The following is a 14063-nucleotide window of genomic DNA, read 5'->3' as shown; positions in this document are numbered from 1 at the left end:
ACGATGGATCTCGCCCGCCTTGTGCCCCTCATGCGCCGCCTTGCTCTGGATGCCGGAGACAGCATCATGGCCGTCTACGGGCGCCCTGATTTCGACGTGCGTGCCAAAGGCGACTCCAGCCCCGTGACCGAGGCGGATGAGGCTGCCGATGCCCTCATTTCCGCAGGTCTGCGCGCGGCATTTCCCGATGTCGTCCTGATCACCGAGGAACAGGCCGCCAGCCATGCGCTTGTCGCGCGGACATTTCTGATCGTCGACCCGCTGGATGGCACCAAGGAATTCGTCCAGCGCCGGGGCGATTTCACCGTGAACATCGCCTATGTGCAGGACGGCATTCCGGTCAGCGGCATCGTCTATGCCCCCGCGCAGGGGCGGCTGTTCTACACCCTGCCCGATGGTACCTCGGTCGAAGAGACGGGCACCTTTGACAAGGAAACTCCCGGCCCGACCCGGCCTTTGCGGGTCGCCACGCCGGACAATGCGGCGCTGATGGTGGTGGCGTCGAAATCCCACCGCGATCAGGCAACCGATGACTACATCAGCCGCTACGCCGTGCAGGACATGAAATCCGCCGGGTCCAGCCTGAAGTTCTGCCTTGTCGCCACGGGTGAGGCGGACCTTTATCCCCGGCTTGGCCGCACGATGGAGTGGGACACCGCAGCAGGCGATGCCGTGTTGCGCGGGGCAGGTGGCCATATCGTGCGCTTTGATGACCACACGCCCCTGGCCTATGGCAAGCCCGGCTGGGACAACCCGTTCTTCATCGCCCACGCGCCGGGGGTGGTGCTGAAATGAAGACCCTTGTGGCCATTCCCGCCCGCTATGCCTCAACCCGCTACCCCGGCAAGCCTTTGGTCACATTGCGCGGACCTGATGGTGCAAAGACCCTGATTCGCCGGAGCTGGGAGGCGGCAATGGCCGTTCGCGGCATCGACCGCGTGGTCGTGGCGACAGACGATGACCGCATCGCCACTCATGCGCGGGCCTTCGGGGCCGAGGTGGTGATGACCTCCTCCGCCGCCCGCAACGGCACCGAACGCTGCGCCGAAGTGGCGGCGATCCTGCCCGGCTTCGACGTTGTCGTGAACCTGCAGGGGGATGCTCCCCTGACCCCCGCGTGGTTTGTCGAAGACCTGGTCAAGGGGCTGGCCGCCGACCCCGCCGCCGACATTGCGACCCCCGTCCTGCGCTGCGATGGCCGGGCCGTTGCCGGGTTCCTCGCCGACCGCCGCGCCGGGCGCGTGGGTGGCACGACAGCCGTTTTCGGTGCCGGGGGCCGCGCGCTCTACTTCTCGAAAGAGGTCATCCCCTACACGGGGCGCGACTATGCACCCGAGGAACCCACCCCGGTCTTCCACCACGTCGGCGTCTACGCCTACCGCCCCGCTGCCCTTGCCGACTATCCCGCCTGGCCCATCGGCCCGCTTGAGGTGCTTGAGGGGCTTGAGCAGTTGCGCTTCCTCGAAAACAATCGCAACGTCCTATGTGTCGAAGTGAACGCCGAGGGCCGGGAGTTCTGGGAGTTGAACAACCCCTCGGACGTTGCGGTCATCGAAGCGATGCTGGTAAAGCAGGCAGCAGACCCTCAGCAGTCGTGCTGAACCTTGCTCACTGTCCCGCAAGTAGAAACTTTTTGTGTGCAACTGACGTTATGCCGTGCAAATTGGCGATAATGCCGCGCGACTGCCCGGATAAGGTCAAATTCATCTGCAATTAGGATCGTGAAGACAAAGTAGGGCCGCTCCCTTGGCCCTCAAGATGCAGAAACGGATCGAACATGAAGATCAATAAGATTACCAAGGCCGTTTTTCCGGTGGCGGGGCTTGGTACGCGGTTCCTTCCGGCGACCAAGTCGATCCCGAAAGAGATCATGACCCTCGTCGACCGGCCGCTCATCCAGTACGCCATTGACGAAGCGCGCGCTGCCGGGATCAAGGAATTCATTTTTGTCACCTCGCGCGGGAAATCCGCGCTTGAGGATTACTTCGACCACGCCCCCGAACTGGAAAGCACGCTGCGACGGTCGGGCAAGGAAGACCTGCTGGAAATCCTCAAGGACACCAACATGGACAGCGGCGCCATCGCCTATGTCCGGCAGAACCGGCCGATGGGCCTTGGTCATGCCGTCTGGTGCGCGCGTCGGCTGATCGGCAACGAACCCTTTGCCGTCGTTCTGCCCGATGACGTGATCGCCGCCGAACGCCCCTGCCTGCAACAGATGGTCGAAGCGCATGCCGAAACCGGTGGCTGCATGGTCGCCGCGATGGAAGTGCCGCCGTCCCGCATCTCATCCTACGGTGTGCTTGATATCGGGGAAGACAATGGCTCGATCGTCCGCGTCAAGGGCATGGTCGAAAAGCCCAAGGCGGCGGACGCCCCGTCGAACCTTGCCGTAATCGGCCGCTACATCCTGACGCCCAAAGTGCTGACAAACCTCAACCGGATGAAGCAGGGCGCCAATGGGGAAATCCAGCTGACCGACGCCATCGCCGAAGAAACCCGCAGCAAGGCCGGCGTTTTCGGCCTGCGCTTCCGGGGTCAACGCTACGACTGTGGCTCAAAGATCGGGTTCCTGCAGGCCACCGTCGCCTTCGGCCTGTCGCGCCCGGAATTCGGGGCCGAGTTTGGAGAGTTCCTGCATGACCTCATGGCCATGCAAAAAGCAGCTCAGTAAGCCTTGACCAAGGCCTCTACGCATGCGGGCAGGCCTTCAACGGCCTGCCCTATTGGCACCCTGCCAGACCGTGTGACCGGCCCCGCTGCGCTTTGGCAAGCCTATCGCCTGCGACTTCGCCGCCGCTTTCTTCTGGCCCGCGCCGTCCGTCGCCGTCGCCAGCTGACAGCCGTGGTGGATCGTACCGCTGCCATCACCCCCGGTGATGTGCTGTGTTTCCTGTGTATCCGCAACGAAGCGCCGCGATTGCCGTTCCTTCTGGACCACAACCGCCGCCTTGGCATCCGCCACTTCCTGATCGTCGACAACGCCAGCACCGATGGCACCGCTGACCTGCTGCGCGATCAACCGGACGTTTCGCTTTGGCAAACGGCGGCCAGCTACAAGGCCGCGCGCTTCGGGATGGACTGGCTGACCTGGCTGATGCTGCGCCATGGGCACGGCCATTGGTGCCTGACGCTGGATGCGGATGAAATCCTGATCTACCCCTATTGGCAGACCAGGCCCCTGTCGGCCCTGACCAACTGGCTTGACCGGCAGGGCCGCCGTTCATTCGGCGCGCTGACGGTGGACATGTATCCCGCCGGCCCCGTCTCGCAGACGGACCACCAGCCCGGCGACAACCCGTTGGATCACCTGCCGTTCTTCGACGGTGGCAATTATCAAGTCCAGGTGCAGCCCCGGATGGGCAATCTCTGGGTGCAGGGCGGTGCCCGCGCCCGCGCCTTCTTTGGCCAATCCCCCCGCCGCGCGCCGACGCTGAACAAGACCCCGCTGGTCCGCTGGCACTGGCGCTATGCCTATGTCACCTCGACCCACGCGCTTCTGCCGCCGCACCTGAACCGCGTCTATGACACGGAAGGGGGCGAGCTTACGTCTGGCGTCCTGCTGCACACCAAGTTCCTGCCGGAAATCATCGACCGCTCGGTTGAGGAAAAGGCCCGGGGCGAACACTTCAACGACGGCGCGCAATACGCCGCCTACTACGACCGTCTGACCGCCGACCCTGTTCTGCACTGCGCCGCATCCACCCGCTACACAGGTTGGCGCCAGATGGAGGCGCTGGGCCTTCTGTCGCGCGGGGGCTGGATATGACACGGGGGGTGGCATGTCGCTGATGTCGGCCTACCGTCTGCGGCTGCGGCGCCAGTATCTGTTGGCGCGTGCCTTTCGCCGCCGCCGCCAGTTGACCCAGGTGGCCAACCGGACCTCTCAGGTTCGCCCGCAGCCGATCCTTCTGTTTTCCACCATTCGCAACGAACGGGTGCGCCTGCCCTTCTTTCTGGAATACTACCGCAAGATCGGGGTCGATCACTTTTTGATCGTGGACAACGCGTCAGACGACGGCACCCGTGAGTATCTGGCAGAGCAGCCGGATGTGTCGCTTTGGACAACCGGGGCCGGCTACAAGCAATCCCGCTTCGGGATGGACTGGATGATGCACCTGCTGCGCCGCTATGGCACCGGCAACTGGTGCCTGACGGTCGATGTCGATGAATTTCTGGTCTACCCGTTTTGCGAAACCCGCCCCCTGCGCGCACTGACCGACTGGCTGGACAGTGCGGGCGCGCGCAGCTTTTCGGCCATGCTTCTGGACATGTACCCCAAGGGCGCGATGCACGCGCAGCCGTACCGCGAAGGTCAGAACCCGTTCGAAATCGCTCAGTACTTCGACAGCGGCAACTACACGGTCACTCGCAACCCCACCTTTCGCAACCTCTGGATCCAGGGTGGCCCCCGCGCCCGCGTCTTCTTTTCGGATCTCCCGAAGAAGGCCCCGGCGATGAACAAGGTTCCCTTGGTGAAATGGGCCCGCGGCTATGCCTATGTCAGTTCCACCCATATGATGCTGCCGCGCGGGCTGAACCTTGTGTACGAGGATAATGGCGGCGAAAAACCCTCGGGCTGCCTGCTGCATGCCAAGTTCCTCGACACCTTCGCCGCCAAGGCCGAGGAAGAGCTTGCCCGTGGCCAGCACTACGCCGAAAGCCACGAATACCGCGCCTATCGCGAAGGCATCGCGCAGGAGCGCGATCTGTGGTGCAATTGGAGCGAGAAGTATATCAACTGGCGCCAACTCGAAATTCTGGGGCTGATGTCGAAAGGGAACTGGGCGTGACGGTTGGCATCGTGATGCTGTGCCACACCGCGCTGTACCGTGCGGCGCAGGTCGCCCGGCATTGGGCCGAACACGGCTGCCCGGTCGTCATCCACCTTGACCGCCGCGTTGCGGAGAAGGATCGCGCCAAGCTTGCCGCTGATCTGGCTGACCTGCCCGATATCCGCTTTTCCGCCCGCATCGCTTGCGAATGGGGCACCTTCAGCCTTGTTCAGGCCTCATCAACCGCTGCCGCCCTGATGCTGCGCGACTTCCCGCAGGTCGGTCATGTCTTTCTGGCCTCTGGCTCCTGCCTGCCGATCCGCCCGGTGGCCGAGCTTCAGGACCATCTTGCCGCCCATCCCCAGACCGATTTCATCGAAAGCGTCACCACCGCCGATGTCGGCTGGACGGTTGGGGGCCTGAACCGGGAACGCTTTACCTTGCGCTTCCCCTTCTCGTGGAAACGGCAGCGCCGGTTGTTTGACGGCTATGTGAACCTGCAACGCCGCTTCGGGTTTCAACGCCGGATCCCCGATGGCCTTGTGCCGCATCTTGGCAGCCAGTGGTGGTGCCTGACCCGCCAGTCGCTGCGGGCCATCCTGACCCACCCCGACCGCGCGCGCCACGACCGCTATTTCCGGCGCGTCTGGATCCCCGATGAAAGCTATTTCCAGACCCTTGTCCGCCAGGTCTCGACCAATGTCGAAAGCCGGTCTCTGACCCTGTCAAAGTTCGACTTTCAGGGTCGCCCGCATGTGTTTTACGACGATCACATCCACCTCCTGCGCCGGACGGATGCTTTCGTTGCCCGCAAGATCTGGCCGCAGGCGGATCTGCTTTACGACACCTACCTGTCCCCCTCGGCTGATCTCGCCACCCGGCCCGAACCCAACCCCGGCAAGATCGACCGGCTTTTCGCAAAGGCGGTCGAGCGCAGGACCAAAGGCCGCCCCGGCCTTTACATGCAAAGCCGTTTTCCCACCAAGGCCCGCGGCGGCAACCGCTCGGCCGCGCCCTATGGCGTGTTCGAAGGCTTTGCCGACCTGTTCCCCGATTTCCACTCCTGGCTGACCCGCGTTGCCGATGCCCGGGTGCACGGCCACCTGTTCGCGCCAGACCGCGTGCAATTCGCCGGGGATGAGGCGGTGTTCAAGGGCGGCCTGTCTGACAGCGCCGCCTTGCGCGACTACAACCCGCGCAGTTTCCTGACCAGCCTGATCTGGAACAGCCGCGGCGAACGCCAATGCTTCCAGTTCGGCCCGGGTGACGCGCAGGACATCGCCCCGTTTCTGGCCGGGGACCCGAACGCCAGCATTCTGCTGGTGTCCGGCGCCTTCGCCATCCCGCTCTGGCGCTCGGGCCGGCCCTTCCCGGAAATCCGCGCCGAAGCGGCCCGCCTCCAGAAGATCGAGGCGGATTTCATCGCCCTGCTGAATGGCCCCGACACCAAGGCCCGCACCCGAATCTGGACCTTGGCCGATTTCATCGAAGACCCGGTCGAACCGCTCCATCAGATCGTCGATGACCTGAACCCCCGCGCGCCGCACCGGATGACCGAACTGCCGCATATGACCGATCTTTCCGGGTTCAGCGATTTCCTGCAGGAACTGCGCAATCAGGGCATGCAGCCCGTCCTGATGGGGGATGTCCCCGCCAGCATCGACATGGCCCGCATCGACCGCGGCCTGTCGCGCCCTCATATGGTCAAATAGCATGGCAGGCCCGTTCCACAGCTTCGTGATCTTCGCCGAAATGCGGACCGGGTCCAATTTTCTTGAAGCGAATCTGAACGCCCTGCCCGGCATCACCAGCTATGGCGAAGTGTTCAACCCGCATTTCATCGGCAAGAAAGACCAGATGGACCTGTTCGGCATCTCGCTTGCCGACCGTGAGGTGAACCCCAAGCCGCTGCTCCGCAAACTGCGGGCGGAAACCGATGGCCTGTCAGGCTTTCGCTACTTTCACGACCACGACCCGCGCGTGCTGGATCTGGTGATGGATGACCCCGGCTGCGCCAAGATCATCCTGACCCGCAACCCGTTGGAAAGCTATGTCAGCTGGAAAATCGCCCAAGCCACCGGGCAATGGAAGCTGACCGATGCCAAGCGCCTGAAATCCGCCAAGGTCGCCTTTGACCCGGTTGAGTTTCAGGATCACCTAGCCGCCCTGCAAGGCTTTCAAAGGCAGTTGCTCAACGCCCTGCAGACCAGCGGGCAGACGGCCTTCTATATCGACTACGAAGACCTCGCCTCGGTCGAGGTGCTGAACGGCCTTGCCGCCTTTCTTGGGGTGGATGGCCGGCTGAAGGCGCTGGATGACACGCTGAAGAAGCAGAACCCCGAACCCGTTCAGGACAAGCTGGAAAATCCGCAGGATCTGGCGGCTGCCCTGCCGGGGATCGACGTTTTCGCCCTGAACCGCACCCCGAACTTTGAACCCCGCCGCCCCGCCGCCATTCCCACGGCCATTGCCGCTGCAGCCGCGCCGCTCCTTTGGTTTCCGGTCCGGTCAGGCCCGGAAGATGCCGTACGCGATTGGCTTGCCAGCTTTGGGGGGCTCGTCGAAGGCTTCGAACAGAAAACCCTGCGCCAGTGGAAGCGCGCAAATCCGGGCCATCGCAGCTTTACCGTGATCCGCCACCCGCTGCTGCGCGCCCATGTGGCCTTTCGTGAAAAGATCGTCTCTGGCCAATTGGCCGACCATCGCCGCATCCTGATCCGCGCCTATAAGGCCCAACTGCCCGATCCGGGCCAGCCCTTCCCCGATGCCGCCAGCGAACGCAGCGCTTTCCTTGTGTTCCTGCACTACGCCCGGCTTGCCACCCTGGGCCAGACCGGGCAGCGGGTTGATCCGAACTGGGCCAGCCAGACCGCGATCCTGCAAGGCTTCTCCAGTTTTCAGCCGCTGGATCTGGTGATCCGCGAAGACCGCCTTGCCGAAGGCCTTGCCTTCCTCGCGGATGAGGTTGGGGTGACCTCGCCCTTTGCCCCCCCGCCTGATCCCGCGGCACAGGCCCTGTCCGCGATCTGTGATGACGCTGTCGAGGCGGCCGGGGCCGACGCCTATGCCCGTGACTACATGGGCTTCGGCTTCGGGCGCTGGCAAGGGTAACACAGCACCGCGCGGGCCCTACGCTTCAGGGCCGGCTCAGCGCAATTGTCCGGGTGGAACGTCCCGTCACGCCGCCTGCGGCGCCCGGCTTTCCGTCAGGATCGCGTGCAGCTTGGCCGGGTCGGTATTTGCCCGCAGCTTCGCCACCACGCCCGGGTCGCGCATCGTCCGGCTGACCAAGGCCAGCGCCTTCAGATGGTCCACCCCGGAATCCTTGGGCGCGAACAGCGCAAAGACCAGATCCACCGGCTGACGGTCCACGCTGTCATAATCCAGTGGCTTTTCCAGGCGCAGGAACACGCCAACGATTCCCTTCAGGTCCTCAAGCCGGGCATGGGGCAGGGCGATGCCATGCCCCACGCCGGTTGGCCCCAAAGTCTCGCGTTCCTGAAGGCTGTCGATGGCAACGGCGGCTGTCAGACCATAGGTCTGCGCCGCCATCTCGCCCAGCTCCTGAAACAGCCGCTTCTTGGACGTGAACTGACCGACAACCCGAACGGCACCCGGCGTGAGTAGCTTGGAAAGTTCCATAGGCAGACGTTGTTCCCGCGCCGATTTGGGCGCTACTTACTGTTGCGAGGGTCGATCCAACCGATGTTCCCGTCATCCCGACGGTACACCACATTCACGCCCCCATGGCCTTCATTCCGAAACACCAGCATGCGCTGCCCGGCCAACTCCAGCTGCATCACGGCCTCGCCGACGGTGATCGAAGGGATCTTCGTCTCCATCTCGGCGATCACGATGGGCTGGAGGCTTTCGGGCTCCACATCCTCGACTTCCTCGGACGAAGCGAGGATATACGAGGACGCCCCGCCGAATTCAACCGGAGTCGCACGATGGTTGTGGTGGTTGCGGATCCGGCGCTTGTAGCGGCGAAGCTGCTTGTCCATCTTTTCGCGGCAGGATTCAAAGGCGGCATAAACCTCGGCCGCGTGGCCCTTGGCCTGGGCGGTCAGGCCGGTGGACAGATGGATGGTCGCTTCGCAGACAAACTCATGCGCCACGCGGGAAAAGACCACGACACATTCGGTCGGGCGCTGGGCGTATTTCTCGACCACCTCGCCCATTTCGGCCTTCACATGGGTCTGAAGGGCCTCACCGACGTCGATCTGTTTCCCGCTGATCTGATAGCGCATGGCCTCTCCTCTCGCCTGCTGGCCGGGCGTGCCGGGTCATTCCGGACCGTCCTGCCCTTCCTTTGAATGTTGGAAAGAACGTGGCGTCACGCAAGGCCTGCCGGCCGATTTCTCCGCGGCGGAACGGATCAGAAAAGGGGCATGTGACACACGCATCAAGGGTATTTGGCGCTAGCCCATGCCCCCTTGTCAACCGAGTCGATTCCCCCCGGTCGCAGGCCCGCCTAGATGATCCGGAAGTTTTCGCCCAGATAGACGCGGCGGACGGTTTCGTCATGCACCACTTCTTCCGTCGTGCCCGACATGAGCACCTTGCCGTCATGCAGGATGTAGGCCCGATCCACGATATCCAACGTCTCGCGCACGTTGTGATCGGTGATCAGCACGCCGATCCCCCGGCTTTTCAGATCATGCACCAGATGGCGGATTTCCCCCACCGCAATGGGGTCAACCCCGGCAAAGGGTTCGTCCAGCAGCAGATATTTCGGGTCCGCCGCCAGACAGCGCGCAATCTCCACCCGCCGCCGCTCCCCACCGGACAGCGCCAGCGCCGGCGTGCGGCGCAGGTGGGTGATGGAAAACTCGCTCAGCAGCTCCTCCAGCCGCTCACGCCGCTTGTGGCGGTCAGACTCGGTGATCTCCAGCACCGCAAGGATGTTGTCCTCAACCGACAAACCCCTGAAAATGCTGACTTCCTGCGGCAGATACCCAATCCCCAACCGCGCGCGGCGGTACATCGGCAGGGCGGTCACATCCTTGCCGTCGATCAGCACCTGCCCGCCTTCCGGCGTCACCAGCCCGGCGATGGAGTAGAAACACGTCGTCTTGCCCGACCCGTTCGGCCCCAAGAGCGCCACCACTTCGCCCCGGCGCAGATCAAGGCTGACATCCCGGATCACCGGCCGCTTCTTATAGCTTTTGCGCAAGGACCGGACCTGCAGCCCCCCGCGCCTTCCGTGATCGTCAACTCTGGCTTCACCGCCATCAGTTTTCGCCTGGCACGAAGGTCGTCGTCACGCGGCCTTCCATGATGCCCGACCCGTCCGTCAGGTTGATCGTCAGCTTCTGCCCCTGCATCGACGACGGTCCCTGCGTCAGCAGCACATTCCCCGACATCACGATCTGGCCGCTCTTGATCGTATAGACCGCGCCGTCGGCCTTGGCCGCATCGCCAAGGTTGGTCACGCTGACCCCCCCACTGGCCAGCAACTGATCAATCTCACCGGGTTCCGACCCGTATTTGACCTCAACCTCGCCCGCAGTCAGCGTCATGTCGCCCTGCACGACCTTCACATTGCCGCTGAACAGCGCCGTTCCATCGGCATTGTTCACCGCAAGCTGGTCGGCGGTGACCTCAACCGGCTGGGTCGTGTCCTGCTCCAGATCGCCGAAGGCGATGGTCGCCTGCTGCGCGACAGCCGCCGTCGACAGCAGCGCCACACTCGCGGCGAGCGCCAAAGACCATTGCTTCAATGCCATTCGTCGAACCCCTTGGGCCTTAGCCACCTGGAAGATATACCAGCCGGACGCCCCCATTGAAAACCAGAAGATACCCACCGGGGGTGCGGTTGTCCTGACCAAGGGTCATGCCGCCTGCAGAAAGGTCACCCGCCGGGCCTGTCGCCGTAACCGGCGTCTGCGATTGCAGGCCTGACCGGTCAAGCTTTGCCGTCATCTCGGCCGTTTCAACGCGATACCCGGTTGAGGTGGTGATCACCACCCCGCCCGACAGCACGATTTCGCGCGCGACATTGTCCAGCACGGCCTCTGCAGCAGTCAGGTTGGTTGCCGCACCATCCGGCGTGTCCAGTTGCAGCCGCAGCGTTTGCGCCCGGGCCGGCGCGCCCTCCGCCGATGGGCGCGCCTCATCTGCCGACAGGGTCAGCGCGCCGCCGTCACTGGTGGTGCCGGCATAGGTGGGCGCGGTCATCCGGGGTTCGCGCGCCAGATCTTCGACATCGACCTCGGCATAGGGCAAGGCCGCCTCGGGGTCGATCCGGTCGGCCAGCAGGAACAGCGTCGCAAGGATCGCCAGCGCCATCAGCGGCAAGGTGACCTTCAGCCACCCGACAACCCGTGTGTGCCGATCCATCGCCATCGCCTAGACAACCCCTGCGCGCAGGCAATCATGAACATGCAAAATCCCAATCGCCGTTGGGCCGTCAGTCACCAACAGGCAGGTGATCTTGCCATCATTCATCAGGGCCAGCGCCTCGCCCGCCAGCGCCTCGGTTCCGATGGTGCGGGGGTTGTGGGTCATCACCTCGCCCGCCGTGTGGGACATCAGCCCCTCAAGATGCCGCCGCAGGTCACCGTCCGTGATGATCCCGGCCAGATGGCCCTTGCTGTCGGTGACGCCAACCACCCCGAAACCGCTGCGGGTGATGGCCAGCAGAACCTCGCCCATGCCCAAGCTTTCGGGCACCAAAGGCGGGTTTTCGTGCATCAGGTCGCGCACCCGCAACAGCCGCGCGCCCAGCTTGCCGCCGGGGTGGAACATGCGGAAATGGTCGGGCGTGAAGGCGCGGTGTTCCATCAGCGCAATCGCCAGCGCATCGCCCAAGGCAAGGGTCATCGTGGTTGATGTTGTCGGCACAATCCCCGTCTCACAGGCCTCGGGCACTTGCGGCAACAGGATGCCCACATCCGCCTGCCGCATCAGGGTGGACCCCTCCCGCCCCGCCACCCCGATCAGCGTGATGCCAAAGCGTTTTGCATGGGCCAGGATATCCGCCAGTTCCGACGTCTCACCCGAGTTGGAAAGCACGATCAGCACATCGCCCTCGGCCACCATGCCAAGGTCGCCATGGCTTGCCTCGGCCGGATGCACGAAATGCGCAGGCGTGCCGGTGCTGGCAAAGGTCGCTGCGATCTTCCGCGCGATATGCCCCGACTTGCCCATGCCAGAGACGATCACCCGCCCCTTCGCCGCCATCAAAAGGCTGACGGCCGCAGAAAAGCTTTCCCCCAGCGCATCCGCCAAGGCGTCCAGCGCCCCGGCCTCGCGCCGGATCACCCGGCGTCCAGTTGCCAGCGGGTCAGTGGAGGAAGATGTCATGCGTCTCGTCCCAACCCAGAAGGTCCAACTCGGCCCGCGTTGGCAGGAAATCAAAGCACCGCTGGGCCAATTCCATCCGACCCTCGCGCTTCAGCCGCGCCTCAAGCTCGGCCTTCAGGGCGTGCAGGTACAGCACATCCGACGCCGCATAGTCCTTTTGCGCCTCGGTCAGCACCTCTGACCCCCAGTCGCTGGTCTGCTGTTGCTTTGACACGTCGACGCCTACCAGATCGGCCAACAGGTACTTCAACCCATGCCGATCGGTGAATGTCCGCACCAGCTTCGACGCTATCTTGGTGCACCATACCGGCGCAGTCGTCACCCCAAAGGCCTGTTTCAGCATCGCGACGTCGAACCGCCCATAGTGGAACAGCTTCAGCACCGCCGGATCAGCCAGCATCCGCTCCAAATTCGGGGCGCGGGTCTGGCCCTTGGCGATCTGCACCAGATGGGCATCTCCAGACCCATCGGAAAGCTGCACGACGCAAAGCCGGTCACGGCGCGGGTCAAGCCCCATCGTTTCGGTGTCAATCGCCACCACCGGGCCAAGGGTCAGCCCATCGGGAAGGTCGGTCTGGTGCAGGTGAATGGCCACGGGTCTCGCTCCTGATTGCGTCCCACGGATTACGCCCGGCACTCCTTGGGGTCAACCATGGGGGACTGGCATGGGCTGCAGCACGCGTGGCGTGGTTCGTGTCCTGTGATGGGCGTTCGGCCTCCGTGTCGTTGGCGAAACCCGACCCGTTTCCTTTTGGCCGACCAAGGGCGGGTTGCGGCCCCCTTTTGCTTGGGTTGCCCTGCCTGCGACCGTCGTCACGAACGCGGCCCGTTTTCCCCGGGAACTGACCCTTTGAGTGCGGGGCAGTGCTGGTCCTTCGTCCGGGTGAAAGTGGCCTATCCGTTGTCGTCCGACGCCGATACCTGACTGAGGCCCCGCGAAGAATGTACCTGTCAAAGCCTTAAGGCTTGGTAAATGCTTACCGACAAGCCATTGAAATGATTGAAAACGAACGCTGTCCCTGCCCGGGACACCCCAAACCCTTGGCGGATTTCAAGAGACTCACTGTTTGCCCACGTCCCTTGTCCCACCCCCCCATCAGGCGCAACATTCACACACGAATTCCCTTGCCCGACAAAGGCCACCCTATGTCCAGCCCTCCCCCCTCCACTGCCTCCGCGCCGGTCGAGATTTCCCGGATCGCCCTCACCGTCCACGATCTCGAGGGCATGGCCGCCTTCTACAGGCAGGCGTTGGGTCTGGCTGACCTGTCGTCCGAACCCGGCCTCCGCCGACTGGGGGTTGACGGTCGCACCTTGATCGAACTTCGGGCCGACGCCGCTGCCGCCCGCTCCTCCCGGCATGATGCAGGGCTGTTCCACACCGCATTCCTCATGCCCAACCGCCCCGCCTTGGCGCGCTGGCTTCGTCATGCCGCCGACACCGGACTACGCCTGCAAGGCGCATCGGACCATCTGGTCAGCGAGGCGATCTATCTGGCCGATCCCGAAGGCAACGGGATCGAGGTCTACGTCGACCGCCCGCGTTCCGCCTGGCACGACGCGACCGGTGCCGTGAAGATGGCGACCGAGGCGCTGGATCTGAACGCTCTGGTCCGGGCCGCAGACGGCCCCTGGACAACCGCCCCCGACGGGCTGGTCGTCGGCCATGTTCACCTGCAGGTCGGCGCCCTTCCGGAAGCGGAGGCCTTCTACTCCGGCACCCTTGGTCTGCCCGTCATGGCCCGCTATCCGGGGGCGGCCTTCTATGGCGCGGGTGGCTATCACCACCACATCGCGACAAATGTCTGGAACAGCCGCAGCGCCGGTCGCCGCAGCTATCCGTCCACCGGGCTTGCCGAACTGGTACTGGCGACTGACCCTTCGGTCGAGGCAGGGATAATTGCGCGCGGCGGGGCAGACCGTATGGAGGACCCCTGGGGCACACTCATTGCGCTTGAACCAAAGGCCGCCTGAGCCGCG

Annotated in this window: 14 protein-coding genes and 1 pseudogene; 8 read left to right on the top strand and 7 right to left on the bottom strand. The window is 64.0% G+C overall.

The genetic code is table 11. The annotated features are described in order from the left end of the window. Nucleotides 1-3: 3 nt before the first annotated feature. The 7 genes from cysQ to EI545_RS10465 all read left to right on the top strand — a co-directional run bounded on the left by cysQ (nt 4) and on the right by EI545_RS10465 (nt 7886). A complete protein-coding gene (gene cysQ, locus EI545_RS10495; protein ID WP_125325428.1) occupies nt 4-795 on the top strand; it encodes a 3'(2'),5'-bisphosphate nucleotidase CysQ in 792 nt (263 codons plus the stop codon). Beyond that, nucleotides 792-1601, top strand: coding sequence for a 3-deoxy-manno-octulosonate cytidylyltransferase (locus tag EI545_RS10490; RefSeq protein WP_125325427.1), 810 nt, complete (start codon nt 792-794; stop codon nt 1599-1601). Before cysQ ends, EI545_RS10490 begins: the two co-directional genes overlap by 4 nt. A gap of 176 nt (nt 1602-1777) precedes the next feature. Next, nucleotides 1778-2674, top strand: a complete 897-nt coding sequence (gene galU / locus EI545_RS10485; RefSeq protein ID WP_125325426.1) for a UTP--glucose-1-phosphate uridylyltransferase GalU — start codon at nt 1778-1780, stop codon at nt 2672-2674. 72 nt (nt 2675-2746) lie between these two features. Then, entirely contained in the window at nt 2747-3769 is a 1023-nt protein-coding gene (locus EI545_RS10480) for a glycosyltransferase family 2 protein (protein ID WP_125325425.1), read from the top strand. A gap of 13 nt (nt 3770-3782) precedes the next feature. After that, nucleotides 3783-4793 (top strand): glycosyltransferase family 2 protein, encoded by a 1011-nt coding sequence (locus EI545_RS10475; RefSeq protein WP_125325424.1) that lies wholly within the window; start codon nt 3783-3785, stop codon nt 4791-4793. After that, entirely contained in the window at nt 4790-6487 is a 1698-nt protein-coding gene (locus tag EI545_RS10470) for a DUF5927 domain-containing protein (RefSeq protein ID WP_484421909.1), read from the top strand. Before EI545_RS10475 ends, EI545_RS10470 begins: the two co-directional genes overlap by 4 nt. 1 nt (nt 6488) lies before the next feature. After that, nucleotides 6489-7886, top strand: a complete 1398-nt coding sequence (locus EI545_RS10465; RefSeq protein ID WP_125325423.1) for a nodulation protein NodH — start codon at nt 6489-6491, stop codon at nt 7884-7886. 66 nt (nt 7887-7952) lie between these two features. Here the strand turns inward: EI545_RS10465 and EI545_RS10460 are convergent, their stop codons facing one another. From EI545_RS10460 to EI545_RS10430, 7 genes and pseudogenes are all read right to left on the bottom strand, one after another. Beyond that, nucleotides 7953-8417: a PTS sugar transporter subunit IIA gene (locus EI545_RS10460; protein ID WP_125325422.1), complete on the bottom strand. Its 465-nt coding sequence runs from the start codon at nt 8415-8417 to the stop codon at nt 7953-7955. A 32-nt stretch (nt 8418-8449) separates the two neighbouring features. Continuing rightward, on the bottom strand, nt 8450-9025 hold the full coding sequence (hpf, locus tag EI545_RS10455; protein ID WP_125325421.1) for a ribosome hibernation-promoting factor, HPF/YfiA family: 576 nt from the start codon (nt 9023-9025) through the stop codon (nt 8450-8452). A 224-nt stretch (nt 9026-9249) separates the two neighbouring features. Continuing rightward, a pseudogene (gene lptB, locus EI545_RS10450) lies at nt 9250-10010 on the bottom strand (LPS export ABC transporter ATP-binding protein). Continuing rightward, nucleotides 10010-10504, bottom strand: coding sequence for an LptA/OstA family protein (locus tag EI545_RS10445; RefSeq protein WP_125325419.1), 495 nt, complete (start codon nt 10502-10504; stop codon nt 10010-10012). Before EI545_RS10445 ends, lptB begins: the two are co-directional and overlap by 1 nt. A gap of 19 nt (nt 10505-10523) precedes the next feature. Further along, on the bottom strand, nt 10524-11117 hold the full coding sequence (lptC, locus tag EI545_RS10440; RefSeq protein WP_245989940.1) for an LPS export ABC transporter periplasmic protein LptC: 594 nt from the start codon (nt 11115-11117) through the stop codon (nt 10524-10526). A 9-nt stretch (nt 11118-11126) separates the two neighbouring features. Then, nucleotides 11127-12083, bottom strand: a complete 957-nt coding sequence (locus EI545_RS10435; RefSeq protein ID WP_125325417.1) for a KpsF/GutQ family sugar-phosphate isomerase — start codon at nt 12081-12083, stop codon at nt 11127-11129. Then, complete coding sequence (locus tag EI545_RS10430) at nt 12064-12678, bottom strand: ribonuclease D (RefSeq protein ID WP_125325416.1); 615 nt, start codon at nt 12676-12678, stop codon at nt 12064-12066. Before EI545_RS10430 ends, EI545_RS10435 begins: the two co-directional genes overlap by 20 nt. Before the next feature lie 551 nt (nt 12679-13229). Between EI545_RS10430 and EI545_RS10425 the strand changes: the two genes are divergently transcribed. Then, nucleotides 13230-14057, top strand: a complete 828-nt coding sequence (locus EI545_RS10425) for a VOC family protein (protein WP_125325415.1) — start codon at nt 13230-13232, stop codon at nt 14055-14057. The last annotated feature ends 6 nt before the right edge of the window (nt 14058-14063 follow it).

The sequence above is a fragment of the Tabrizicola piscis genome, assembly GCF_003940805.1.
Classification (GTDB): domain Bacteria; phylum Pseudomonadota; class Alphaproteobacteria; order Rhodobacterales; family Rhodobacteraceae; genus Tabrizicola; species Tabrizicola piscis.
The sequence above is the reverse complement of the archived record's forward strand: the minus strand, read 5'-3'. Positions and strand labels throughout refer to the sequence as shown.